Annotated in this window: 24 protein-coding genes and 1 tRNA gene; 17 read left to right on the plus strand and 8 right to left on the minus strand. The window is 53.9% G+C overall.

Going from position 1 to position 23,300, the window contains the following annotated elements; genetic code table 11:
* Positions 1-14 precede the first annotated feature (14 nt).
* The 7 genes from accC to RHP47_RS07605 all read left to right on the plus strand — a co-directional run bounded on the left by accC (position 15) and on the right by RHP47_RS07605 (position 5,613).
* Positions 15-1,376, plus strand: coding sequence for an acetyl-CoA carboxylase biotin carboxylase subunit (gene accC / locus RHP47_RS07575; RefSeq protein WP_286625194.1), 1,362 nt, complete (start codon positions 15-17; stop codon positions 1,374-1,376).
* Positions 1,376-2,446, plus strand: coding sequence for an undecaprenyldiphospho-muramoylpentapeptide beta-N-acetylglucosaminyltransferase (murG, locus tag RHP47_RS07580; RefSeq protein WP_310840121.1), 1,071 nt, complete (start codon positions 1,376-1,378; stop codon positions 2,444-2,446). The genes accC and murG overlap by 1 nt, the downstream gene beginning before the upstream one ends.
* 10 nt (positions 2,447-2,456) lie before the next feature.
* On the plus strand, positions 2,457-2,951 hold the full coding sequence (locus RHP47_RS07585; RefSeq protein WP_149819649.1) for a low molecular weight protein-tyrosine-phosphatase: 495 nt from the start codon (positions 2,457-2,459) through the stop codon (positions 2,949-2,951).
* Entirely contained in the window at positions 2,951-3,976 is a 1,026-nt protein-coding gene (gene purM / locus RHP47_RS07590) for a phosphoribosylformylglycinamidine cyclo-ligase (protein ID WP_286625196.1), read from the plus strand. The genes RHP47_RS07585 and purM overlap by 1 nt, the downstream gene beginning before the upstream one ends.
* Before the next feature lie 79 nt (positions 3,977-4,055).
* Complete coding sequence (locus RHP47_RS07595) at positions 4,056-4,730, plus strand: Uma2 family endonuclease (RefSeq protein WP_310840122.1); 675 nt, start codon at positions 4,056-4,058, stop codon at positions 4,728-4,730.
* Positions 4,731-4,758: 28 nt separating this feature from the next.
* Positions 4,759-5,421 carry a Uma2 family endonuclease gene (locus tag RHP47_RS07600; protein ID WP_149819655.1) on the plus strand — a complete coding sequence of 221 codons (663 nt, stop codon included), beginning with the start codon at positions 4,759-4,761 and terminating at the stop codon, positions 5,419-5,421.
* Between the two features lie 3 nt (positions 5,422-5,424).
* On the plus strand, positions 5,425-5,613 hold the full coding sequence (locus RHP47_RS07605) for a nucleotidyltransferase substrate binding protein (protein WP_149819657.1): 189 nt from the start codon (positions 5,425-5,427) through the stop codon (positions 5,611-5,613).
* A gap of 108 nt (positions 5,614-5,721) precedes the next feature.
* Here RHP47_RS07605 and RHP47_RS07610 read toward each other — a convergent pair whose 3' ends face one another.
* Positions 5,722-6,789 carry an AI-2E family transporter gene (locus RHP47_RS07610; protein ID WP_310840124.1) on the minus strand — a complete coding sequence of 356 codons (1,068 nt, stop codon included), beginning with the start codon at positions 6,787-6,789 and terminating at the stop codon, positions 5,722-5,724.
* 175 nt (positions 6,790-6,964) lie between these two features.
* On the opposite strand from RHP47_RS07610, the gene RHP47_RS07615 reads away from it, so the two are divergent.
* Both RHP47_RS07615 and RHP47_RS07620 read left to right on the plus strand, forming a co-directional pair.
* A complete protein-coding gene (locus RHP47_RS07615; protein ID WP_255451735.1) occupies positions 6,965-7,645 on the plus strand; it encodes an NnrU family protein in 681 nt (226 codons plus the stop codon).
* Between the two features lie 72 nt (positions 7,646-7,717).
* Positions 7,718-9,604, plus strand: a complete 1,887-nt coding sequence (locus tag RHP47_RS07620) for a chloride channel protein (protein WP_310840126.1) — start codon at positions 7,718-7,720, stop codon at positions 9,602-9,604.
* Here RHP47_RS07620 and cobA read toward each other — a convergent pair.
* The 3 genes from cobA to RHP47_RS07635 all read right to left on the minus strand — a co-directional run bounded on the left by cobA (position 9,584) and on the right by RHP47_RS07635 (position 11,571).
* On the minus strand, positions 9,584-10,345 hold the full coding sequence (gene cobA / locus RHP47_RS07625; RefSeq protein WP_310840129.1) for a uroporphyrinogen-III C-methyltransferase: 762 nt from the start codon (positions 10,343-10,345) through the stop codon (positions 9,584-9,586). The genes RHP47_RS07620 and cobA overlap by 21 nt on opposite strands.
* A gap of 53 nt (positions 10,346-10,398) precedes the next feature.
* The gene (locus RHP47_RS07630; protein ID WP_310840130.1) at positions 10,399-11,040 is read right to left on the minus strand and encodes an L-threonylcarbamoyladenylate synthase; all 642 of its coding nucleotides are present in this window, start codon (positions 11,038-11,040) and stop codon (positions 10,399-10,401) included.
* A 90-nt stretch (positions 11,041-11,130) separates the two neighbouring features.
* On the minus strand, positions 11,131-11,571 hold the full coding sequence (locus RHP47_RS07635) for a DUF29 domain-containing protein (RefSeq protein ID WP_302677472.1): 441 nt from the start codon (positions 11,569-11,571) through the stop codon (positions 11,131-11,133).
* Between the two features lie 139 nt (positions 11,572-11,710).
* Here RHP47_RS07635 and RHP47_RS07640 point away from each other — a divergent pair, with 139 nt between their 5' ends.
* Together RHP47_RS07640 and RHP47_RS07645 are read left to right on the plus strand one after the other, a co-directional pair.
* Positions 11,711-12,115 carry a hypothetical protein gene (locus RHP47_RS07640; protein WP_302677471.1) on the plus strand — a complete coding sequence of 135 codons (405 nt, stop codon included), beginning with the start codon at positions 11,711-11,713 and terminating at the stop codon, positions 12,113-12,115.
* Between the two features lie 294 nt (positions 12,116-12,409).
* Positions 12,410-13,660 (plus strand): hypothetical protein, encoded by a 1,251-nt coding sequence (locus RHP47_RS07645; protein WP_310840132.1) that lies wholly within the window; start codon positions 12,410-12,412, stop codon positions 13,658-13,660.
* A gap of 6 nt (positions 13,661-13,666) precedes the next feature.
* On the opposite strand, the gene RHP47_RS07650 is transcribed toward RHP47_RS07645, so the two are convergent.
* Positions 13,667-15,070 carry a BCD family MFS transporter gene (locus RHP47_RS07650; RefSeq protein ID WP_310840134.1) on the minus strand — a complete coding sequence of 468 codons (1,404 nt, stop codon included), beginning with the start codon at positions 15,068-15,070 and terminating at the stop codon, positions 13,667-13,669.
* Between the two features lie 309 nt (positions 15,071-15,379).
* Here RHP47_RS07650 and RHP47_RS07655 point away from each other — a divergent pair, with 309 nt between their 5' ends.
* Together RHP47_RS07655 and RHP47_RS07660 are read left to right on the plus strand one after the other, a co-directional pair.
* The gene (locus tag RHP47_RS07655; RefSeq protein WP_310840136.1) at positions 15,380-16,591 is read left to right on the plus strand and encodes an MFS transporter; all 1,212 of its coding nucleotides are present in this window, start codon (positions 15,380-15,382) and stop codon (positions 16,589-16,591) included.
* A gap of 78 nt (positions 16,592-16,669) precedes the next feature.
* Positions 16,670-17,206 carry a DUF2062 domain-containing protein gene (locus RHP47_RS07660; protein WP_310840137.1) on the plus strand — a complete coding sequence of 179 codons (537 nt, stop codon included), beginning with the start codon at positions 16,670-16,672 and terminating at the stop codon, positions 17,204-17,206.
* On the opposite strand, the gene RHP47_RS07665 is transcribed toward RHP47_RS07660, so the two are convergent.
* Both RHP47_RS07665 and RHP47_RS07670 read right to left on the minus strand, forming a co-directional pair.
* Complete coding sequence (locus RHP47_RS07665) at positions 17,166-17,897, minus strand: peptidylprolyl isomerase (RefSeq protein WP_310840138.1); 732 nt, start codon at positions 17,895-17,897, stop codon at positions 17,166-17,168. The genes RHP47_RS07660 and RHP47_RS07665 overlap by 41 nt on opposite strands.
* 49 nt (positions 17,898-17,946) lie before the next feature.
* Positions 17,947-18,861, minus strand: a complete 915-nt coding sequence (locus RHP47_RS07670; RefSeq protein ID WP_310840139.1) for an FtsQ-type POTRA domain-containing protein — start codon at positions 18,859-18,861, stop codon at positions 17,947-17,949.
* A 127-nt stretch (positions 18,862-18,988) separates the two neighbouring features.
* Here RHP47_RS07670 and RHP47_RS07675 point away from each other — a divergent pair, with 127 nt between their 5' ends.
* On the plus strand, positions 18,989-19,609 hold the full coding sequence (locus tag RHP47_RS07675) for a hypothetical protein (protein WP_206200315.1): 621 nt from the start codon (positions 18,989-18,991) through the stop codon (positions 19,607-19,609).
* A gap of 6 nt (positions 19,610-19,615) precedes the next feature.
* Entirely contained in the window at positions 19,616-20,248 is a 633-nt protein-coding gene (gene hisB, locus RHP47_RS07680; protein ID WP_310840140.1) for an imidazoleglycerol-phosphate dehydratase HisB, read from the plus strand.
* Here hisB and RHP47_RS07685 read toward each other — a convergent pair.
* Positions 20,245-21,054 (minus strand): pentapeptide repeat-containing protein, encoded by an 810-nt coding sequence (locus RHP47_RS07685; RefSeq protein WP_310840141.1) that lies wholly within the window; start codon positions 21,052-21,054, stop codon positions 20,245-20,247. The two genes, hisB and RHP47_RS07685, sit on opposite strands and share 4 nt — an antisense overlap.
* 128 nt (positions 21,055-21,182) lie before the next feature.
* Here RHP47_RS07685 and ftsH3 point away from each other — a divergent pair, with 128 nt between their 5' ends.
* Together ftsH3 and RHP47_RS07695 are read left to right on the plus strand one after the other, a co-directional pair.
* The gene (gene ftsH3 / locus RHP47_RS07690; protein WP_310840142.1) at positions 21,183-23,021 is read left to right on the plus strand and encodes an ATP-dependent zinc metalloprotease FtsH3; all 1,839 of its coding nucleotides are present in this window, start codon (positions 21,183-21,185) and stop codon (positions 23,019-23,021) included.
* A 55-nt stretch (positions 23,022-23,076) separates the two neighbouring features.
* A tRNA-Gly gene (locus RHP47_RS07695) sits at positions 23,077-23,147 on the plus strand.
* The last annotated feature ends 153 nt before the right edge of the window (positions 23,148-23,300 follow it).

Consider the following 23,300-nt stretch of genomic DNA (forward strand, 5'->3'; position numbering starts at 1 on the left):
TACCGTTGACCGCCATGGCCTTTACGAAAATTTTGATTGCCAATCGTGGCGAAATTGCACTGCGGATTCTGCGTACCTGTGAGGAATTGGGCATTGCAACGGTTGCCGTCTATTCCACCGTAGATCGCCATGCCCTGCATGTGCAATTGGCCGATGAGGCGGTGTGCATTGGCGAAGCCCCCAGTAGCCGCAGCTATCTCAATATTCCCAACATTATTGCTGCTGCCCTCACCCGCCATGTCTCGGCGATTCACCCGGGCTATGGCTTTTTGGCGGAAAATGCCCGCTTTGCCGAGATCTGCGCCGACCACAAAATTACCTTTATTGGGCCGAGTCCCGCTGCCATGCGTGCTATGGGGGATAAATCCACCGCCAAAGCGACGATGCAACAGGTGGGGGTGCCAACAATTCCCGGCAGTGATGGACTGGTGCAGGATGAGGAAACCGCGCGGGCGATCGCTCGCAAAATTGGCTATCCCCTGATGATTAAAGCCACGGCTGGGGGGGGTGGCCGGGGGATGCGCTTGGTGCGCTCTGCTGAAGATTTAGGACGGGCTCTCAGTGCCGCCCAAGGGGAAGCGGAAGCCGCCTTTGGCAATGCCGGCGTCTATCTGGAGCGGTTTATTGAAAATCCCCGCCACATTGAGTTCCAGATTCTGGCGGATAGCTATGGCAATGTCATTCACCTTGGGGAGCGCGATTGCTCTGTACAGCGGCGTCATCAAAAGCTCCTTGAGGAGGCGCCTAGCCCTGCCCTCACCCCCGAACTGCGTGCCAAGATGGGAGCTGCTGCTGTCACTGCCGCCAAAGCCATTAACTACGTCGGTGCCGGCACCATTGAATTTCTCCTCGACGGCCAAGACAACTTTTACTTTATGGAAATGAATACTCGCATTCAGGTGGAGCACACCGTCACAGAAATGATTACGGGGCTGGATCTGATTGCGGAGCAAATTCGCATTGCCCAAGGGGAACCCCTCAGTTTGACCCAAGAGCAGGTTGAGTTGCGCGGACACGCGATCGAGTGCCGCATCAATGCCGAGGATCCGGAGCGCAATTTCCGTCCCCATCCCGGTCGTATTAGCGGTTACTTGCCCCCCGGTGGCCCTGGGGTGCGCATGGACTCCCATGTTTATACCGACTATGAAATCCCCCCCTACTATGATTCGCTGATCGGTAAATTGGTGGTGTGGGGGAGCGATCGCCCCGCTGCCATTGCCCGCATGAAGCGTGCCCTAAGAGAATGTGCGATTATGGGGGTGCCGACCACCATTCCCTTTCATCAGCAGGTGATGGACACACCAGAGTTTCGCAGCGGTATTGTCTATACCAACTTTGTCGATAAGCTCATGACCACATTGGGCTGGAATGTTTAATGCTGGGGCAAAGGAAACTACTGATTGCAGCGAGTGGTACCGGCGGGCATCTCTTTCCCGCACTAGCAGTAGCAGAAGAGTTACCTGAATATGACATCCATTGGTTGGGGGTGCGCGATCGCCTTGAACAGAAATTAATTCCGCCCCAGTACCCCCTGCATACGATCAACTTCGGTGGTGTCCAAGGCAAGACCCCTTGGGCAAGGCTGCGCCCCCTCTGGCAATTTTGGGGAGCTTTTTGGCAAACGCGCCAGTTATTAAAACAGGGACACTTCCAAGGGGTGTTTACCACCGGTGGCTACATTGCAGCGCCAGCTATTTTAGCGGCTCGCAGTTTGGGGCGTGTCGCCCTGCTCCATGAATCCAACGCCCTACCGGGCAAAGTCACCCGCTGGCTGGCGCCTTGGTGTACGCTGGTTGCCTTGGGTACCCCCGCGAGTTTAGCCTACCTCAAATCCAAACGGCTGAACCTACGGGTCACGGGCACGCCGGTGCGTCCCGATATTCTCCATCCCGGCGACTTGGAGTTGCCGATTCCCAAGGAGGTACCCCTGATTCTAGTGATGGGGGGGAGTCAAGGAGCAGTGGCCATCAATCGCCTTGTACGGGAAACGGTTCACCGCTGGCTCGAGGCGGGGGCTTGGGTGGTGCATCTCACGGGCAACAATGATCCCGATGCCCAAAGTGTTCAGCATCCCCACTATCTCGTCTTTCCCTTCTTTGAACCCATGGGACCCCTGCTGCACCGCGCGGATATCGTCATTAGTCGAGCTGGCGCCAGTGCCTTGGCGGAACTAACCCTCACAGGAACCCCAGCGCTGTTGATTCCCTATCCCTATGCGGCTGAAGATCACCAAACGGTGAATGCTGAAGTGCTGGTGAGTGCCGGCGCTGCTGAAATGATCCCGCAGTCGGCATTGACGGGCGATCGCCTCGGACGGATCATTTTAGAATGGCTAGGGCAGCCCCAAAAATTACAAGCCATGGCAAAGAATGCCCGCCAATTGGCCATGCCCAACAGCAGTCAGCAGGTCGCTGATCTCATTCGTACGCTGATTCCCGCCCCCTAGGAAACGCGCTATGCCCATCCGTCTGCTTTTTGTTTGTCTTGGTAATATCTGTCGCTCCCCTGCCGCCGAAGGGATCATGCAGGATCTGATCAAAAAGGCCGGCCTAGAGCATGAGATTCAGTGTGATTCCGCCGGCACCAGCAACTTTCACGTTGGCGATCCACCGGATGCCCGCATGGTGATGACGGCACGGCAACGGGGACTGCCCTTAACCCATCGAGCACGCCAATTTCATGCCGCCGACTTTGAGGAATTTGATCTGATTTTGGCGATGGATCGGGAAAACTACTATGATATCTTGCGCCTTGACCCCGAAGGGAAATACCGCGATAAAGTGCGGTTAATGTGTGATTTTTGCCGTCACCACGACGCGAGGGAAGTGCCCGACCCCTACTACGGTGGCCGTCAGGGGTTTGAGAAGGTGTTGGATCTGCTCACCGATGCCTGTGAAGGCCTCCTAGAGTATCTCAAGGCTCACTACCCCCAACTACAGGAGCAGCATTGATGGACTACCGCAGTGCCGGTGTAGATGTAGCCGCTGGCCGTGCCTTTGTCGAGCAAATTCGCCCCTTGGTGCAGCGCACCCAACGACCGGAAGTGGTGGGACGACTGGGAGGCTTTGCTGGGCTATGTCAAATTCCCAAGGGCTATCGTCAGCCCCTTTTGGTGTCGGGAACTGATGGGGTGGGCACGAAGCTAAAGCTGGCTCAGGCGCTTGATCGCCACGATACGGTTGGCATTGATCTGGTGGCCATGTGTGTCAACGATGTCCTCACCTGCGGTGCTGAGCCACTCTTTTTCTTGGACTACATTGCCTGTGGTTGTCTGGCGCCAGAGATTATGACCGCTGTGGTGGCGGGTATTGCCCAAGGGTGTGAAGCGGCGGGTTGTGCCCTCTTGGGGGGGGAGACAGCGGAAATGCCGGGATTCTATGCCGAAGGGGTCTATGACCTTGCGGGGTTCTGTGTTGGTGTCGTTGAGCAGGATCAGGTGCTGGATGGCACCCAGGTGCAGGTGGGGGATGTGGTGTTGGGTTTAGCCAGTTCTGGCTTGCACAGTAATGGCTTTAGTTTGGTACGCAAAATTGTCGGCGATCGCCAGCTCAGTTGGCAGGATACCCCCCTTGGCTCCACCCCCCTTGGCGAGCTGTGCTTAGAACCGACGCGCCTCTATGTCCAACCCATTCGTGCTGCTTTGGCGCAAGGGATTCCCATCCACGGCATGGCTCACATCACCGGCGGTGGTCTGCCGGAAAATTTGCCCCGCTGCTTGGGCGAAGGGCGATCAGCTCAACTCGATCCTCAGGCTTGGCCGATTCCACCACTCTTCCACTGGCTAGGGGAGATGGGGGAAGTCAGCTTGGGCGAACTTTTCAACACCTTCAATATGGGGATTGGGTACACCGTGGTTTTACCGCCGTCAGCGGTTGCAGCGGCGCAGGCCTGCTTTGCCGAGTGGGGGGTTGAGAGTTGGCCAATTGGCACTGTTGTTGCGGGCACCGGTGAGGTACTGGGATTACCTGCTGCTTAGTTGATGCGCGTGTACCATTCACCATCTCACTGACGCCTAGAATAAAGGTGCTGGGTGCTATCACGGACTTTTGCGAAAAATGACGGCTCCTCTCCTCACCCTTGAAAGTGGCGATCGCCTGACCCGCGAGGAATTTGAAGACCGCTATGGCCGCTCTCCCCACATTAAAAAAGCGGAACTGATCAATGGAGTCGTGTTTGTGGCCTCACCAATTCGGGTTAGAAACCACGCCCAGCCCCATAGCAACATTCTTGGCTGGCTCTTTCACTACAGCATTGAATTTAGCGCCTTCATGGTTTGCGATAACGCCACAGTCCGGCTTGATCACCAAAATGAAGTCCAACCCGATGTGCTATTGCGCCTTGAGGCATCGGCGGGGGGACAATCGCGCATTAGTGCTGATGACTACATCGAAGGGGCACCGGAGTTAGTGATTGAAATTGCCACTAGCAGTGCCGCCTACGATCTCCACGACAAGAAAGACCTCTATTGCCGTTTTGGCGTCAAGGAATATCTGGTGTGGGTGGTCTCAGAACAGGTCTTTTACTGGTATCACCGCGAGCAGGGAAGCTACGTTCAACAACAACCCGATCGCGAGGGAGTGCTTCGCAGTCAAGAGTTTACCGGTCTCTGGTTGAATTTGCCTGCCCTTTTACAAGGGAATATGAAAAGCGTAATGATCACATTACAACAGGGGCTAGCTTCCCCTGAATGCCAACGGTTTGCTGAAGCCTTAAAGCGGCAATCACAATAAATTTAGCGTTGCCCCCGGAGGCTACGGAATGACTCAATTAGTTAATATCATCCCCCTTGAAAGTGGCGATCGCCTAACCCGCGAGGAATTTGAATACCGCTATGAGCACTCTCCCCACATTAAAAAAGCGGAACTGATCAATGGAGTCGTGTTTGTGGCCTCCCCAATTAGAGTAAGAAAGCACGCTCAACCTCACGGACACATGGTTGTGTGGCTGGGTACCTATGCGACACTGATGCCCAGTTTGATGATGTGTGACAATGCTACTGTACGGCTGGATGACAGCAATGAAGTGCAACCTGATGTGCTATTGCGCCTCGAAGAATCGGCGGGGGGACAATCACGCATTAGTGCCGATGACTACATCGAAGGGGCACCGGAGTTAGTGATTGAAATTGCCTCTAGCAGTGCCGCCTACGATCTCCACGACAAGAAAGACCTCTATTGCCGTTTTGGCGTCAAGGAATATCTGGTGTGGGTGGTCTCAGAACAGGTCTTTTACTGGTATCACCGCGAGCAGGGGAGCTACGTTCAACAACAGCCCGATCGCGAGGGAGTGCTGCGTAGTCAAGAGTTTGCCGGCCTGTGGCTGAACTTGCCGGCCCTTTTGCAAGGGGATATGAAAAGCGTGATCCTGACATTGCAACAGGGGTTGGCAACAAGAAGTGATCACCCCCTCAGTGAAGGATAGATCATGGAACACTGGCAGTGGCGACTCAAGAGTTATAAAAAAGCGTTTCAGAGGCTTCAGGAAGAGGTGGAACTGTGCCGTACTCGCCCCTTGAGCAATATAGAAAAGCAGGGAGTGATTCAAGGATTTGAGTACACGTTTGAACTGGCGTGGAACCTGCTCAGGGACTATAGCTATTCCAATCAAGAATGAGATATTATCCAGCACAATAACTGTGAATGCGTCAGGACACCTTTGTGAAGGTCGGCGTCAAGGCAAAACGTTTGAGAGCAGACGATGACTACCTCGCTCATCTCCTTGCTACTGCCTGAGTATGCGTTTGCCCTGCGAGGATTTCGGATCAGCCTCACTGCTTGCCTGCAAGGCTTTGAGATCTAGCAAACTGACAATCGTCCCCATAATGGGAATGGCAAGGAAGATACCGACAATGCCTGCAACCGTTGCCCCCACCAAGAGGGAAAAAAATAAAACCACTGGATTTAGGTTGACGGAGTTGCGCATGACACGGGGCATGAGGATATTTTCTTCCACCTGTTGCAGCAGAATACAGCCAATCAGCACTTGCACACTCAGGGCAATACTCTTGGGCAGCAGGATCAAGCAGATGAGGGAAATGCCCATCGTTGAGCCAATCCCTGGAATGAGATCCAAGCCACCGGCGATCGCCCCAAGGGCAAGGGCATAGGGGGCACGTAACACCAGCAAGACAAGGAATGTGGCGGTACCAAAGAAGAGAGAGAGAAGCAAACGGCCACTAAAGAAGCCCAAAAAGTTCCGCTCTAAGGCTTGGGGCACGCGATCGCGCCACAGATCAGGCAAAAAACTCAGTAGGTACTGCCATAGCCGCTCCCCCTCCAGCAGCATAAAGAAGGTAATCACAGCAACAATAATGCCGCTTAGGAAGAGGGCAAAGATGGACTGGAGCTTACCAAAGCCAAACTGAATCCCCGCAAGGGCAAAGTTGCGCAATTCTGACTCCAGTTGCTGGAAATTGATGTCTAGATTCCATCGCGCCAGAAACTGCTGCATCCTCTCAAGGGAGTCAATCCACAGATCAATTTGGCTAGGCAAATTGGTGATCAAGTCCTGCAACTGTCCAATGATCGCCAACCCAAGGGTAATCCCCAAGCCGATTAGAATTGCCAATGTCCCGAGAAACACAATGGTAACCGCCAAACCATGGGGCAAGTAACGCTTGAGCCAGCCCACAGGATAGTTGAGTAAAAACGCCAGAATGGCCGAAAAAAGAAAGATCAGTAAGACGTAGGCAAAGTAGTGCAAAAGTTGCACGCCAATCCAGCCAAGGGCAAAGAGCAACAGCAGGCGCAGTAGGCGGCGGTTTTCGAGGCGATCGAGCCAATTGAACATAGATTGATGTCGGATGCCCTCAACGCCTTGACTATAGCTCATAGGCTGCGTTTTGCGGCTCAGTTACATTACTTTACAAAGCGTCTGACCCTTTGGGATCATGGGATGGGGTTTTAATCGTACGGAGTAGATCGGCGTGGATCAGCACAGTTGGCAAACCAGTTCGCAGTGGATCATGGTGGGGTTATTGCTCTTGTTTGCGATCGCCCACAGTGGATTGGCAAGCCTACGTCCTTGGGCAGAAAAGCGCGTCGGTGCCCGCCTTTATCGCATTTTTTTTGCCCTAGTGAGTCTGCCCTTAGCGACAACCTTGATTCTCTACTTTTTGGCCCATCGCTACGACGGCGTGCAACTGTGGCAACTCCAAGGGGTACCGGGGATGGGGGCGCTCGTGTGGGGGCTATCGGCGATCTCGTTTCTCTTTCTTTATCCGGCCACATTTAACTTGCTAGAGATTGCCGCTGTACAAAAGCCAGAAGTGCACCTCTACGAAACGGGCATTATTCGCATTACCCGTCACCCGCAGTTATGGGGACAGGTGATCTGGTGTGTGGCGCATACGCTGTGGTTGGGCACGTCCTTTACACTGCTGACCTCCCTTGGGCTGATTGCCCATCACTGCTTTGGGGTTTGGCATGGCGATCGCCGCTGGTACGCACGGCATGGAGAAGCGTTTACTGCTCTGAAAGCCCGCACCTCAATCATTCCCTTCAAAGCCATTTGGGAAGGTAGGCAACAACTCGTGTGGCGGGAATTTTGGCGCCCCGCCTATGGGGGAGTAGCGATCTTTGTCGGTTTGCTGTGGTGGCTACATCCTTACTTTTATCAAGTCACGCCGCAAATTTTGCCCTTTTAGCTTCTCCATTGGAAATTCCGCATAATTGAAGATGAGCGATTTTAAGCAACTTTTTCTCACCCCTTTGCAACAGTGTCCTCCCCATCCTCCCCTCCCTCTCTGACTGCTGAATCTCGCCTCACTCGACTTTTCAATCAATTGCAACCGCCCCCGGAAACCGTCGTACTGGTCTTGGCAGTCCTCATTGGCGGCAGTGCGGGGCTAAGTGTGCTGCTGTTTCGTTACCTGATTGAGACAATTCATCACATGGCCCTTGAAGACTTGATGGGGCTGATGGGTCGATGGGGCGCTTGGACACTGGCCTGTGTTCCGGCCTTGGGGGGCTTGCTGGTGGGGATCATCCGCTGGTTTGTCCAAGAGTTTAGTCCCAACCTGATGTCATTGATGGGTGCTGTAGAAGCGGGCAAGGAAATTCCCTTCATTCGCCCCATTGCCAAAACCTTTGCGGCGGCGATTTCCCTTGGTACAGGTGCGTCCCTTGGTCCAGAAGGCCCCAGTGTGGAAGTGGGTGCCAACATCGGCATTCTCTTGGGTCAAGCGCTGAAGGTCTCGCGAGAACGGCAAAAGTTGCTCCTCGGTGCAGGGGCGGCGGCAGGGCTGGCAGCAGGCTTCAATGCCCCGATCGCTGGCGTGTTCTTTGCCCTAGAGGTGGTATTGGGCACCACGTTTGAAACAACGGCTGTGAGTGTGGTGCTTTTGGCCGCTGTGATTTCTGCCCTGATTACCCAAATCGGCTTGGGGGCACAACCCGCCTTTGATTTGCCCACCTATGAGGTGCGCAGTTCCCTTGAGTTGCCCTTGTATTTGGGCTTAGGACTGTTGGCCTACGGCGTTGCCATTGTCTATACCCAGTTACTTCAGTGGCTCCCCCAAGTTTTTCAGGGGAAAATTCCACCCATGCAGTTTTTAGGTCGTATTCCCCTAGCGCTGCGTCCTCTTGTGGGTGGGTTATGTGTTGGCCTTGTGGCTTTGCATTTACCGCAAGTGCTGGGCGTTGGCTATGAAACGGTGGAAGCAATTCTCAGGGATGTGAACCTCTCCCTCGGTTTGTTGTTGATCTTGCTACTGACCAAGATGGTCTTAACAGCAGTGAGTTTAGGCAGTGGTCTGGTGGGGGGCATCTTTGCACCAGCCCTATTTCTGGGGGCTTCCCTAGGAGCTGCCTACGGTAAGGTGTTGCCGATCCTGCTACCCATGTTTGCCAACAGTATTGCTGCTCCTGCCGCCTACGCAACGGTGGGAATGGCCGCCGTCCTTGCCGCTAGCGTCAATGCCCCCTTAACCGCCATTTTGCTACTCTTTGAAATGACGCGGGACTATCGCATTATTTTGCCTCTGATGGCAGCGGTGGGCTTGAGTGTCTGGCTAGTGAATAGTTTGAGTGTTCAAAAACGGGGCGAACTGCCCGCATTGGCACCCAGCGCTCAGACCCAGAAGGAGGAGCAGGAGGAAAGTCCTCCCAATCTTTCTGTGGCGGAAGCCATGCAATCGGAGGTGCTGTTTCTTAGTGAAGCAATGCCTGTGGTCGAAGCTGGCTTACAACTAATCGAAAAAAAAGCCTACTGCGCCTTTGTGACCGATAGTCAGCAGGACTTGATGGGGTTGGTCACCCTTGGGGATATTAATCGGGTGCTGACCCGTTGGGAAGCGGATCAGGAAACAACCGCCTATCAAATGCAAACGGTGGGGAGTGTCTGTACGCGAGACTTGTTACTGGCCTATGGGGATGAACCCCTGAAGGACGCCCTCGATCGCATGGCAGCGCGGGATTTAAGGCAGTTGCCCGTGGTCGATCGCCAGAACCCACAACGGGTTTTGGGACTGCTCACTAGAGAGAATATTCGCCTTGCCTATTCTCTGGATCAAACGCGACGTAAGCTTTTGCCCTATTTGGAGCGGGCAATGCTGTCGGTGTCCCTAGAACCTGTTTCTTCAGACCTAGTGGAGACTTCCCATTAACTGGGAGCGCAGGTGAATGACCTCGCCAATGACAATCAAGGCAGGCGTTTGAATCTGTGCCTCGTCATAGGTGGCGATCGCTCGCTCTAGGGTTGTCACCACCACCCGTTGTTGCGGTGTTGTCCCTGATTCAATAAAGGCCAAGGGCGTCTGGGGCGATCGCCCCCCTGCCAGGAGTTGCGGCACAATTTCCCGCAGATGATGGAGTCCCATGTAAATCACAATCGTATCCACCGCCGTAGCCAGAGCCGACCAATTGACGCGCGGTTGATAGCGGCCAGCAGCTTCATGACCCGTGACAAAAACCACCGAAGAACTAAAATCCCGATGGGTGAGGGGAATGTGCGCATAGGCAGGTGCAGCCACCCCACTGGTGACCCCCGGCACCACTTCGACAGTAATGCCAGCCTCGACAAGGGCAAGACACTCTTCACCCCCTCGGCCAAAGACAAAGGGATCACCCCCCTTGAGGCGCACAATCACCGTATGGCGCTGAGCCAAGTCAATCAGCAGGCGACAAATCTCCGCTTGGGAGAGGGTATGGTTGCCCCGCCGCTTGCCCACATGAATTTTTTCCGCGTGGGGGTTGATCAAGTTAAGAATTTCGGGGCTAATCAGCGCATCGTAGAGCACCACATCCGCCCACTCCAGTAGCGTCTTGGCACGCACCGTCAGTAGCCCCACATCGCCGGGGCCTGCGCCCACTAAATATACTTTGCCAATTAATTGCGATGAACTCATTCTTGAATCAAGCCTTGTATAACGGTTTCTATCTGCTGAAAAGCTGGAGTGGCTCACTCAACAGTCACCAGTTCTGCTGGTAGCGCTTCCCACCCTTGTCCCTTGCGTACCAGTAGCGGCGGCTCCACAGTGAGATCAAGGATACTCGACATTTGCTGTCCGGGGGGTTCGCCGGTATCAATCATCAAATCCACCCGTTTATCAAAGGCATCGAAGAGATCTGCGGTATTCACGTAATACGTCTCGTCGTCGGGCAGTCGTGCTGAGGTGGAAATAATCGGATTCCCCAAGGCGGTCAACAGCGCTTGGCTCACAACGTGGTCAGGTACGCGAATCCCTGTGGTTTTGCGTTTGGGATTTTGGACAAGGCGGGGCACCAGTTTGGTAGCGGGGAGCAAAAAGGTGTAGGGGCCTGGGATCAGGCGACGCATGAGGCGATAAGCAGCATCGCTGACATAGGCATACTGGGCAATGTTGGAGAGGGAAGAGCACAAAAAAGTGACGGGTTTATCGTTGGAGAGTTGCTTGAGTTGGCGTACCCGTTGCACCGCTCCTTTGTGGTTCATGTCGCAGCCAATGGCATAGACGGTATCCGTGGGGTAGAGCATGACTGCCCCTTCCCTGAGAGCCTCAACAATTTGGGCGATCGTGCGGGGCTGGGGGTTAACCGGATGAAGCTCAAAAATCGCTGCCATTCAAAGATCCGCAAGGGCACTGCCGCTATAACGTAGTTTTAGTTTAACGGCAATAGCACGGGCGAATGCACCTCATCTAGTGTTTTGAGCTTAAGTGTCCGTTTCGGGGAGCCAACTCTGGGTCAAAACCCTCTCTAGGGGATAAGGGCAGGTTTCAGGAAAGGTGCTCAGCGGTAAACCCGTTTGCTCTGCTGCTTGGCGGCGAGCGCGTTCATAGCTTATGGCAAGTTGGCTGGCCGGATAATCCCGCAAGCTCGGACTATCAGCTATGGTCAGCTCAATTTGAGTGCGGGCATCCGTGATCGAATCCAACCAACTATCGGATCGGCGCTGGGGTTGATATTGCCACTTTAAGAGGTGTAGCAGCAGACGAGTTAACTGGCTATTGATGGCGCGCCGTTCACTTTTGCCCAAGTCCTCTACCTCAGCAATGAGATGGGGCAGATCCAACTCTTGCCATCGTCCTTCTCGCAACAATGCCACTGTTTCTGCAATCCACGCACTGTAATCTTGGTCGTACTGCTGCTTCATTGTTCCTAGATAAGGCGTGCCAGCATGATTCTTAGATGCAATTTTCAGAATAGCGGAACTACAAGACGGTACTCGCGGTCTTTAGCTCTAGCACTATGTGGAGTACAGTACACTAGATTCGGTTAGTGGATGGTTCTCAATGAAAAACTCCTTGCGCTATCTCCTGTTTGGTTTGGGTGTGGGGCTGGCGATCGCCCTTGTGCCCCGTTTGTCCATCTTTCAATCTCCCGATATGGTCATGGCGCAGGGAACCAGTCAGACCATTTCTCCCCAAGGGCTGGCGAACCACCTCAAGAAAATCAATGCCAAGATGTACGGTGCCTACTGGTGTCCCGCTTGCATGAAGCAAAAAGAACTCTTTGGCAGCGCTTTCAAAAGTATCAACTATATTGAGTGCGATCCACGCGGTACCAATGGCCAACCTGAACTGTGCAAGCAGGCCAATATCCGTGCCTACCCCACATGGGAAATCAACGGTAAACGCTATGAGGGGGTCTATCCCCTAGAGGGTCTAGCTCAGCTTTCGGGGTATCAGGGACGCTAATGCTCGCGAAGCCTAAAAACCCTTTTGAGGAGAGAACTTAGCACCAATTTTTATCGTCGGTTGTCAATTGATTATCTTGTTGTTTATCATCAAAAAGTAGTAGGGGATTTGCGCTAGTCAGCAATCAAAGATACCGAGGTCATTCTTGTGATTAGGATCACGGAAAAACTGTGGTTTTGATCACAAGTTAACGATATGTCGCCTTTTATGATGCAGGTATGTTAGAACCTCTCAGTGGTGGCCCTGAGTTCCAGCACGGTCGGTAGCAGCGTGGCTTCGGAGCGCATATCCCCTATGAATAATTGGATAAAGGCAAACGACTACCAACTGGTTTATGATCACCTGCTGGAATGCGTGCAGCACGAGAGTCCACAGCAAGTCATTGAGCGGTTTCGTGCCCTTTTCCTTATGGGGTATACCTATCCCGACCGCCGGATTCAAGAGGCGATGGATCGGATTGTTACCGGATTACAGGTAGCCGATCAGTTTCGTCCCTTTATGAACCGCTGCTGCCACATTTTGATTAACCGCTGGCAATCTCGCCCCTTGCTCCAAGGCGCTGTTTCTGAATTTTTGGCCATGCTGCAAACGCCTGTGGCGATGCCGGCCGGGGGTCTGAGCCGGGCACCAATTGTGCGTAAGCTGCGGCTGCTCCTCAAGGATTATTTAGAGAGTGAAGCCTTTCAGAAGCTCCAGCGCATGGTGCAATTTCTGCAAGAAGATGCCCAAGACGTTTCACAGATTCAGCAAAATAGCGATCGCCCCCTTGCTACCTTAATTCGCCGCTATCCCTATCTCTATAACCACTGCTTGGTGGGCGATGACACGACACCCGAAGACCTGCGCTACATTCAAGACTTTCAGCAAAAGGCCACTCAGCAGTTTGAAATGAACCTGAGTCAATACCTCACGAGTGAGTTTCGCCGTGCTCAGGGGCATAACAATATCCCACTGGTGAAAAATCCTACGTTGCTCTCTGCTGAGGAAGTCAGAACCTCGATTCAACATTTTGTCGGTAAGGTGGATGGCCGCCACACCTATCGCGACTTGGCCAGTCAATTTGGACAGCGGCTGCAACGCCTGAAATCCACCCGCGACTTTCGGGATGCCTTCTTCCACTACTTGACGGACACCACAGCGGAGGTGGGGCGGGGTCGCTTTCGCCAGCGCTTTTACCAGTATTTGGAAACGCTGCCCCTCTTTCAGCAGCCGCACCCTTTGAATGAGTTTACCATTGTGCGCACCTGTAGCCAGACCCTCAACTACTTAGTGGTGGATAGCGCCCAAAATCCTAACCATCTGGTTTTTGTTGATTTGCTCAATACCATCGGCACGGCGGCAACGATTGGCTTATTGCTCAAGGTTGTGCTCCTCAGCAAGAAAGTAAAACCCTACCTTGAAAAACGCTTTGCGATCCTGTTTAACCACTATCAGTCCTTTAGTCGCGGCAAGGTACGCTGGCTGGTGAATTGCCTAGAGCATTTTAATATCGCCCATGTCACCCACTTTGGTAAGTTGGATTTTTCCTTCTTTGCCCGCTGGTAGGTGACTCTATTCCAAGTCCTCAGCCAAGACCTTGGCGATCGCCACCTGAGATTGTTGGCGAAATTGACTGACATCCACTCGTTTCAGAAGCAAGACAGCGGTCAGCATTCCCAGCATCGGCAGACAAAAGACAAATCCATAGGCGAGGATCGGCACGCCAAACAGTTGACGCCCAATATCAAGGGCCGTTCCGCCGACAACAGTCGCTGATCCCCGGGCAATGGCCTGCGCTAAGCCCCAAGCGCCAATAAATGTCCCCGCTGTTTCCGCCGCCGTTAAGTCCAGCATGAGACTGAGGGCACCCGTTGTTGTCACCCCAGCGGCAATGCCAAAGAGAAAGAGTTGCAACTGAAAGAGCCACACCTGCTGCGTGACGCCTGAGATGATCAAGAGCAAGAACATCAAGGCCACCCCCCAACAGCCATAGGTGGTGGTGCGGATCTTGCCGAGGCGGGGCACAATCAAAAATCCGGTGAAACTTAGACCCACAAGGGTACCCATGCCCCAGTAGGCATTCAAGCGGGTGGTTTCGGCGATCGTCATGCCAAAAACTTCACCGCCAAAGGGTTCCAGAATCGGTTCCTGAATAAATAAACTCAGGGTCATCAGGATAAGGAAGAGAAAAAAGCGCCACGTTTGGGAGTTGGCTGTGAGAATTTTCAGGGCGCGACCAAGGGTAATGTTTTCCGGATTGTCACAGGCACGGCTGCGCACATGGTAGCGGGAATACTTGGCCTCAACCCCCCAGGTGCTGGCGATCGCGAGGGCAAAGACCACCGTCAAGACCACCAAAAAGAGACGATTGACATTTTGTTGTAGCAGTTCAATGGGGGTATCTAACTCCAACTGCCGCAGCAGCACACTACTGAGAATGGCACCAACAACAATGCCCACGGTCAACATGGACCAGACAATGCCCACTAGTTTGCCGCGCTCCTCCTCTTCGGAGACATCCACAAGCAGAGCTGCAAAGGGGGTCGAGCTACTACTGAGACAAATGCCATAGGCGGCAAAGAGCAATCCCAATAGGCCAATCCACCCTTGGGTGACGAGACTCCAACCCGCCTGATCTAAACTCTGCCCCACCTGCCAGATCACTTGAACAATCGCATAGGTGACCAACGTAAAGGCCAAAGCCCCACCCCAGACATACCCCGTGCGATGATAGCCGCCAATGGGATGGGCATCGGAGAGCTGACCAAACCACACGCGCACCGGTGAGACAAATTGATGCATGGCGATCGTCAGCGTCACCAATGTGGCCGGCACCGCTAGTTCCTTAATCAGGATGCGGTTGAGTACTCCCAACACCAGAATCGACATCATGCCCAGTCCCATCTGAAACAGACCTAGGCGAAACATGACCCACAGGGGCAGCGGCGGGGGTGCAGCGGCAGAACGAGTGGCCATACCTCACTCAACTCACATCACTGATAGAAGATGATAAATGATTTTCAGGGCAAATTTAGATTGCCATCAAGAAGGAAATCGTCAATGATACAACTAGGGCAATCAGTGTCAAAAAGAGCGATCGCTTCAACGATTCGGTATAAGCAGACATGGGTGGCATCACCTCATCAGTAGGATGTTTTGGGCTGTGTCCAATCAATGGGAAAAGGACTGTATTGTGTTAAGTTGTAGTCTTTTATTGTACTGCCTTTTTCTGGGGGTCTAAACCCGCTAGGGCAGGCATCCATCAGTTGAGGACGTATCACATCAATGGGGATCAACCTACGCTCACCATTATTCATTGTTTTACTCACAATTGTCATCGACCGTTTGGGTGAGAGTCTGATTTTCCCCATTTTGCCCTTCCTCGTGGAGCGATTTAACTTTGATGCGTTGAGCTTGACGCTGTTATTTTCTGCCTTTGCTGCTGCCCAATTCATTGCTGCTCCCCTTTTGGGTGCCCTCTCGGATCATTGGGGACGTCGCCCGGTGTTGCTGATTTGCATTGCCGGTACGGCCCTGTCCTACATTCTCTTTGCTGTGGCGACGGTTCCTTGGCTGCTCTTTGTCTCGCGGATTATTGATGGTCTCACGGGGGGCGTGGTTTCAACGGCTCAGGCCTATATTGCTGACACCTCTGCTCCAGCAGATCGGGCTAAGAACTTTGGTTTAACGGGGGCAGCCTTTGGCATTGGCTTCATTTTTGGGCCGGCCATTGGCGGCAGTCTAGCAGCCATTGATCTCAAGTTGCCGATTTGGTTTGCAGCGGGCTTGGCACTGGTGAATGTCATCTTGGCCTATTTCATCTTGCCAGAGTCATTGCCCGCAGCCCAGCGATCGCCCCTGACCCTAAAGAGCTTTGCCTTGCAGCAACAGTGGTTGGAGCTATTCAATCAACGCACCCTCCAAGCCTTACTCATGGCCTTCTTTATTTTCAACTTTGCCTTTGCTGGCTTTACCAGTATCTTCGTCCTCTTCTTGAAGCGGCAATTGAGTTGGGGACCTGCCCAAGCGGGGATCATTTTTGTGATTATTGGCGTGGTGAGTACGATTGTGCAGGCGGGCTTGATTCGCTCATTGATTCCTCGCTTTGGTGAGCAGCGCTTGAGCTTGGGGGGATTGCTCCTAGTGGCCTTGGCCTTGTTGGGGATTGCGGCGGTGCCCAGTGCGGGCGGCTTTAGTGCGCCCTTGCTTTATGGGTGTGTGGTGGGTTTGGCCTTTGGCGTGGGAATCATGTTGCCCTCGCTGCGAGGGGTGATCTCCAATCGGGTGCGAGATCAAGATCAGGGGAAAATTATTGGCGCTAGCCAATCACTCCAAAGTGTGGCGGGGATTGCTGGACCGGCATGGGCAGGGTGGGTCTTCGATCGCTGGGGTGGGGTGGCGCCCGCTTGGCAAAGCAGTGTGATGATGGCGATCGCCCTTGGCTTTTTGGCGCTGGGATTGGGCAAGCCCAAGGATGGCACCCCTAGCACTCTCTAAGCAAGATATGTCAAACTGCTAAGCAAAGACCATCATTTGCCCATTCTTCCAACCTTTGAACCCTCTCGACGCTCACCTATGATGCGGTTGTCTTTTCCTCAGCCTTCTCGACAGCCCCGTTGGCTCCCTTCTTGGCGACGATCGCTCCGCTATCACTATTTGCGCTTGATGCGCTCCCACAGTAGCACTGAGAGTATTGCCCGTGGCCTTGGGGCAGGGGTCTTTGCTGGTATGCTGCCCCTGTTTGGGGGGCAAATACTTATTGCCGTCACGGTGGCCCTCCTTGTGCGCGGCAACAAGCCCTTGGCTGCCCTTGCCACTTGGGTGAGCAATCCCTTCACCTATGTCCCCCTGTTTTGGTTTAACTTTCAGGTGGGTTGGTGGCTGATGGGGCAGCCTGCCCTATCTTTTGGTGAGTGGCAATCTTGGGAAAAGCTCCTCGAACAGGGGGGGCAAATGGCAACGATTCTGATTTTTGGCAGTGTTTGGGTGGGCGTGATTGCCGGACTCCTCACCTACGCCCTGTGTTTGCGGCTGTTACCCACCCTGCGGCAACGCTTTCGGCGGCGTTCTGCTATGGCTGCTGTAAATTTTCTAAACCGGCCACAACCTTAGCGGATTGCAGGCGATCGCCCTGTTGGATCCTGTCCACCACGTCCATACCATCGGTGACATAGCCAAAGACGGCATAATTGCCATCCAGAAAATCCAGTTGATCAAGGGCAATATAAAACTGGGCTGAGGCCGAATCGGGGAGTTGCGATCGCGCCATGGCCACCGCACCGCGCGTATGCTTCAGGACGGGTGAGACTTTGCCCGCTTGGCTGTAGGTGGGGGTATCACTGCCCTGACCGAGAATTTCTAGGGGAATGTAGCGGGGGCGATTGGTCGCGGGGTCAATGAATGAACCCGTGCCGTAGAGTTGCGGCGACACAGTGGGGTCTTTGCTCTGGGGATCCCCGCCTTGAACCACAAAGGGTCGGGGTTCACGGATCACACGGTGAAAAATCGTGCCATCATAGACTCCCCGCTGCACTAAATCCACAAAATTGCCAGCGGTAATCGGGGCAGCATCTCCCTTCACTTGAATCGTAATCGGGCGATCGTTGACTGTCAGTACAACCGTTGCATCGCCATTGAGTCGAGGTAAATTGGCCATAGGGGTTGGGCTTTGTGCTCCTGGAATTGAACTGGTGTCAGCCACTGAGGAGAGTGACGCGCAACTCACCAGCAGAAGCACACCGAGCACCATCACCAACTGTGGCAGAAATCGGGGCAATCTTGTGCCGAACTTCAGGGGTTTCATTGACCAGCCACTCCAAGCTAACCGTTCTATTATGCCGTGCCCTTGCGCCCTAATGACTGCGGGGAAGGGGTTGCTGTGTCGGCTGCTGCCGCAGTTGCACCAAGGGTTCATCGGGGTTTACCAAGTCAATAAAGACCATTTGGCGGGGATCCAAGTACTGAGGTAACTGCTTGAGGCTGGCTAGGGCACTGAGTTGTTTCTTCAATGTGGGACTATGCCACTGCACCACCCCAAGGTGAACCGGCGCGAGGGGGGTTTGGACAATTAGATTCTGTTCATTGCGCCAATCTAAACCCGTAATCGGTAAATCCTGCTGCTGGAGAATCTGGTGAATTTGCTGCCACTGCTGCTGGCGATCGCCATCCACAGCCAATGTTTGCGGGCGCGGTGCATCCTTAACGGGTACAAAATACCCCTGCAATTGGAGTGTGGGCATTGGCTTCACGGCACTGGCTTGATAGCTACTCAGCGGGGCAACAAATCCGAGGCCATCCACTAACCAACGACTGGCAGGCCCTTGCAGCTGCCCGGTTGCACTCATTACCCAGCATTGATTGCAGGTGGCGACTGCGACAGGCTTGCGTTCTTGGACTTCGACAATCAGTGTCGGCGGAAAGAGTTGGCGGGCGATCGTCACCCGTTGCAGAGGCAGCGTCGTTTCTAGGGCATGAATGATCTCTTGGGGCCGCAAACGCAGCAGTGACTCCGGATACTCAAGGGGCAATTGTGCCTGCAACGCTTCCGTTTTCAGCAGTTGATTGCCGCGAATCACCACTTGCTCCGGGCGGCGGATCATCCAGTCCGGCAGCGTCAGTCCCCAAACCAGTCCCCCTGTTAAGGTCAAAAGGACACTGGTACGCCAAAGCCCTGCCAGTTGCCGCCAGCGGCGTTTACTTTGCAATTGGCGGCGCCGTTCCCGAATGGCATCATAGACAGTTGTCCCCTGAGGGGTGGGATTTACCATGGCCACGGCCTCAGTCTTGAGGAAAATTGGAACTTAGGATCCTGCACGGGCTGTCATTACTTGGTGGTAAGATACGCGATGTTGATTGTCCGCTTGACTGCCTCTATCTTAGTAAAGGCTTCGCACCATGCCCCTGAATACATTTGCTCACTGCTCAAGATCATCGCTGCTCCTCGGAGTGTTACTACTGGGGGTACTCCCGCGGGCGGTGTTTGCTCAGAATCAATCTTCTAGCCCCAATGTCCAGATTGTGAATCCCACACCCCCACCCAGCTCTTCAATCTATACCCTTGAGGGGGGCAAGCGCTTGATGGATGAGGCTGCCGCCGCAGTCAATAGCCAAAATTATGCCGTCGCCGCTCGCAAGCTCTTAGAAGCCCGTACGGTGATGAACCAACTCTCGAACTTTTACCAGTCCCTCAACTCTAGCTTTTTGGGGATTGATACTGCCGCTGCCGATAGCAACCGTCGCCGTGCCCTAGAAGCAGCACAACTGCGCGATCAAGCGACTTTTCAACTGGCTTTGGTCTATCGCGCTAATAACCAACCTGAGCTTGCCGTGCCCCTTTTGGTAGAAATTATCCGCAGCCAAAACCCCACCCGTGAACTGGGACAAAAGGCCTATCAGCAATTGCTAGAATTAGGTTTTGTGGATGTGCCCTTTCCGCGTACGGGGGCAATTCCTTCCGGGACGCCTGCGGCGAGTCCACCGCCAGCCACCTCTGCCAATCCCCAACCCCGTCAGTAACGCTTCATGAACGACTCTCTCCTCAGTAATGGCCACGCGCCTCGGTTGCGCCAAGCCACGGTCGATCGCCAGACCAAAGAAACTAGCGTTCACGTTGAACTGGTTCTCGATGGCAATGGTCGAGCGGACAATCACACGGGGATTCCCTTTCTCGATCACATGCTGGATCAGCTTTGCTCCCACGGCCTTGTGGATTTGCGGGTGCAGGCCACAGGCGACACCCATATTGACGACCACCACACCAATGAGGATGTGGGCATTACCTTGGGGATGGCACTCGATCAAGCCTTGGGCGATCGCCGGGGGATTCATCGTTTTGGTCACTTTGTGGCGCCCCTTGATGAAAGTTTGGTGGAAGTTGCCCTAGACTTCTCGGGGCGTCCCCACCTTAGCTATGGGTTGCAGATTCCCACGCAGCGGGTGGGCACCTATGATACGCAACTGGTGCGGGAGTTTTTCGTTGCTTTGGTGAACCATAGCCGCATGACGCTGCATATTCGCCAATTGGATGGCATTAATTCCCACCACATTATTGAAGCGACATTCAAAGCCTTTGCCCGTGCCCTACGCATGGCGATCGCCATTGACCCGCGCCGCAGTCAGCAAATTCCCAGTTCTAAGGGTGTGATTCAAGCTTAGGTGTGGACGTGCCCATCGGGCATAATCGCTCCCGTGAGGCGTGCCCCGGTCAGTTTCACTAGGAGGCGATTGCCTTGGCTCATCTTTGCTCCCCGTAAATCGGCACCCCGCAGATCAGCCCCACTCAAGTCAGCACCAATGAGATTAGCCTCTTGCAGGTCGGCATAGCTGAGATCTGCTTGCAGCAAATTGGCGCGAAAGAGATTGGCGTGGCGCAGGTTAGCACGGTGGAGAATCACGCGGTGCAAAAAGGCATCACTGAGATCGGCATAGCTGAGATTGGCATGGCTGAGATTGCGCCCCTCAAGATCCTTTTCACTCAGGTTGGCTCCCTGTAAATTCACCCCTGACATATCCTTGTGGGGAGGCGTCGTGCGGGGTGGCTCTGGGGGCGGGGGCGCGGCTGTGCGTTGGCGCTGATAGGTGCTGTAGGTGTGGTTGTGGTGTTGGCTATAGGTCTGGTGGGTCGTTTGCTGCGGCTCACGGGGCGCATGATAGCTGCGATAGGTGTAGGGATTGGATTGATAGCGTGGGGGTGGCGGCGAGGAATGATAGGTTTGCCGCTGGCTAGCAGCCCGCTGGGAGGTTTGGCTGCCGTGTCGGGCAATATGCTGCCGCAGTTGATCCCGCGCTTCATTAAACTGCTTAATTTTCTCTTGTGCCTTCTCGATTAGCCGTGTGTTGTCCTTCGGGATGCGATCGGGATGCCAAATAAACACCAAATCCCGATAAGCTCGGTTAATTTCCTCGAGGGTTGCCCCCGGCTCCAACTCCAGTACCCGGTAGCAGGTCTCTAAATCGAGCATTTTCTGACGGCTTATCATGGATATTGATGATCTTAACCACGGGACTGCTCACCTAGGGTTGCGAAAGAATGCGTTAGTATGAACTTATGTAAAGACTTTTCACTTTTCCTAGCGGAGGATGGCGATCGGTGAATAAACAATGGCGAAACGCAGGTTTATACGTTCTTCTTGCAATCGTGGTGCTGGCCTTGGCCACTGCCTTCTTTGATCGCCAACCCACGACCAAACAGACATGGCCCTACAGTGAGTTCATCCAACAGGTCGAAAATCAGCAAATCACCAAAGTCAGTATTACCCCCGACCGCTCGCAAGCTCAAGCGATTACCCAAGATGGCACGCGGGTGCTGGTCAATCTTCCCAACGATCCTGAACTGTTGGACATTCTCATTAGCAACAATGTGGACATCGCCGTCTTGCCCCAAAGCAACGATGGCTTCTGGTTCCGCGCCCTGAGCAGCTTACTGGTTCCCATTGGTTTGCTGGTACTGCTCTTTTTCCTACTGCGGCGTGCCCAAGTAGGTCCGGGCAACCAAGCAATGAACTTTGGCAAGTCCCGGGCACGGGTACAGATGGAACCCCAAACCCAAGTGACCTTTAATGATGTGGCTGGCATTGATCAGGCCAAGCTGGAACTGGGTGAAGTGGTGGAATTCCTCAAGTACGCCGATCGCTTTACCGAAGTGGGCGCCAAAATTCCCAAGGGGGTTCTCCTTGTCGGGCCTCCCGGAACGGGTAAAACCCTGCTTGCGCGGGCAGTGGCTGGTGAAGCGGGCGTTCCCTTCTTCTCAATTTCCGGTTCTGAGTTTGTGGAAATGTTCGTTGGGGTAGGTGCCTCACGGGTGCGCGACCTCTTTGAACAAGCCAAAGCCAATGCCCCTTGTATTGTCTTCATTGATGAGATTGATGCCGTCGGTCGCCAGCGCGGTGCTGGTCTGGGGGGGGGCAATGATGAACGGGAGCAAACCCTCAACCAACTGCTGACGGAAATGGATGGCTTTGAGGGGAATACGGGCATCATTATTATTGCTGCAACGAACCGTCCGGATGTTTTGGATGCAGCACTATTGCGTCCGGGGCGTTTTGACCGTCAAGTGGTGGTGGATCGTCCGGATTACAAAGGTCGCCTCGATATTCTCAAGGTTCATGCCCGTGGCAAAACCCTCGCTAAGGATGTAGATCTCGATAAAATTGCCCGCCGTACCCCCGGCTTTACCGGTGCGGATCTCTCGAACCTACTCAATGAAGCGGCCATTCTGGCGGCTCGCCGCAACCTGACTGAAATCTCCATGGATGAGATTAACGATGCCATCGATCGCGTCCTCGCTGGGCCTGAGAAAAAAGACCGTGTCATGAGCGATCGCCGCAAGAAGTTAGTCGCCTACCATGAGGCGGGTCATGCCCTTGTCGGTGCCCTGATGCCCGACTACGATCCCGTTCAAAAAGTGAGCATCATTCCCCGGGGGCGGGCAGGTGGTCTGACTTGGTTTACTCCCAACGAGGATCAGATGGATTCGGGTCTCTATAGCCGTGCCTACCTGCAAAACCAAATGGCCGTTGCCCTTGGGGGTCGCATTGCGGAAGAAATTGTCTTTGGTGAAGAGGAGGTGACAACCGGTGCCTCAAACGACCTGCAACAGGTGGCACGGGTGGCTCGCCAAATGGTTACCCGCTTTGGCATGAGCGATCGCCTAGGACCTGTGGCCTTGGGACGGCAAACCGGGAATGTCTTCCTTGGCCGCGACATTATGGCAGAACGGGACTTTTCCGAGGAAACGGCTGCCACCATTGATGACGAAGTGCGCAATCTCGTCGAGCAAGCCTATCGTCGTGCCAAAGAGGTCTTGGTGAACAACCGCCACGTCCTTGACCAAATTGCCCAAGTGCTGATTGAAAAAGAAACAATCGATGCGGAGGAACTCCAAAGCATCTTGGATCGCAACGATGTGAAGATGGCAACGATTCCCTAGGCTTGCCCTTTGCGATCGCCCCAAGGGTCGTGCTAATGTAGTATTCCTTGGGACTGCGGGCATGGTTTAATGGTAAAACCCTAGCCTTCCAAGCTAGAGACGCGGGTTCGATTCCCGCTGCCCGCTTAACACTCAACTCCTTGAAGAACCTGCATTTTGGCGTATTGCAAAGACTCTGGGATGCTCTTTCAAAGTCTCAAAATAGGCTCAAACTGGATTTAGCACCCTATTCTATGGGTGGCCTATGGCTCAGCCACTTCGGCTAGGATAGCACTTCTG

It is taken from the genome of Thermosynechococcus sp. QKsg1 (assembly GCF_031586415.1).
Taxonomy (GTDB): Bacteria; Cyanobacteriota; Cyanobacteriia; order Thermosynechococcales; family Thermosynechococcaceae; genus Thermosynechococcus.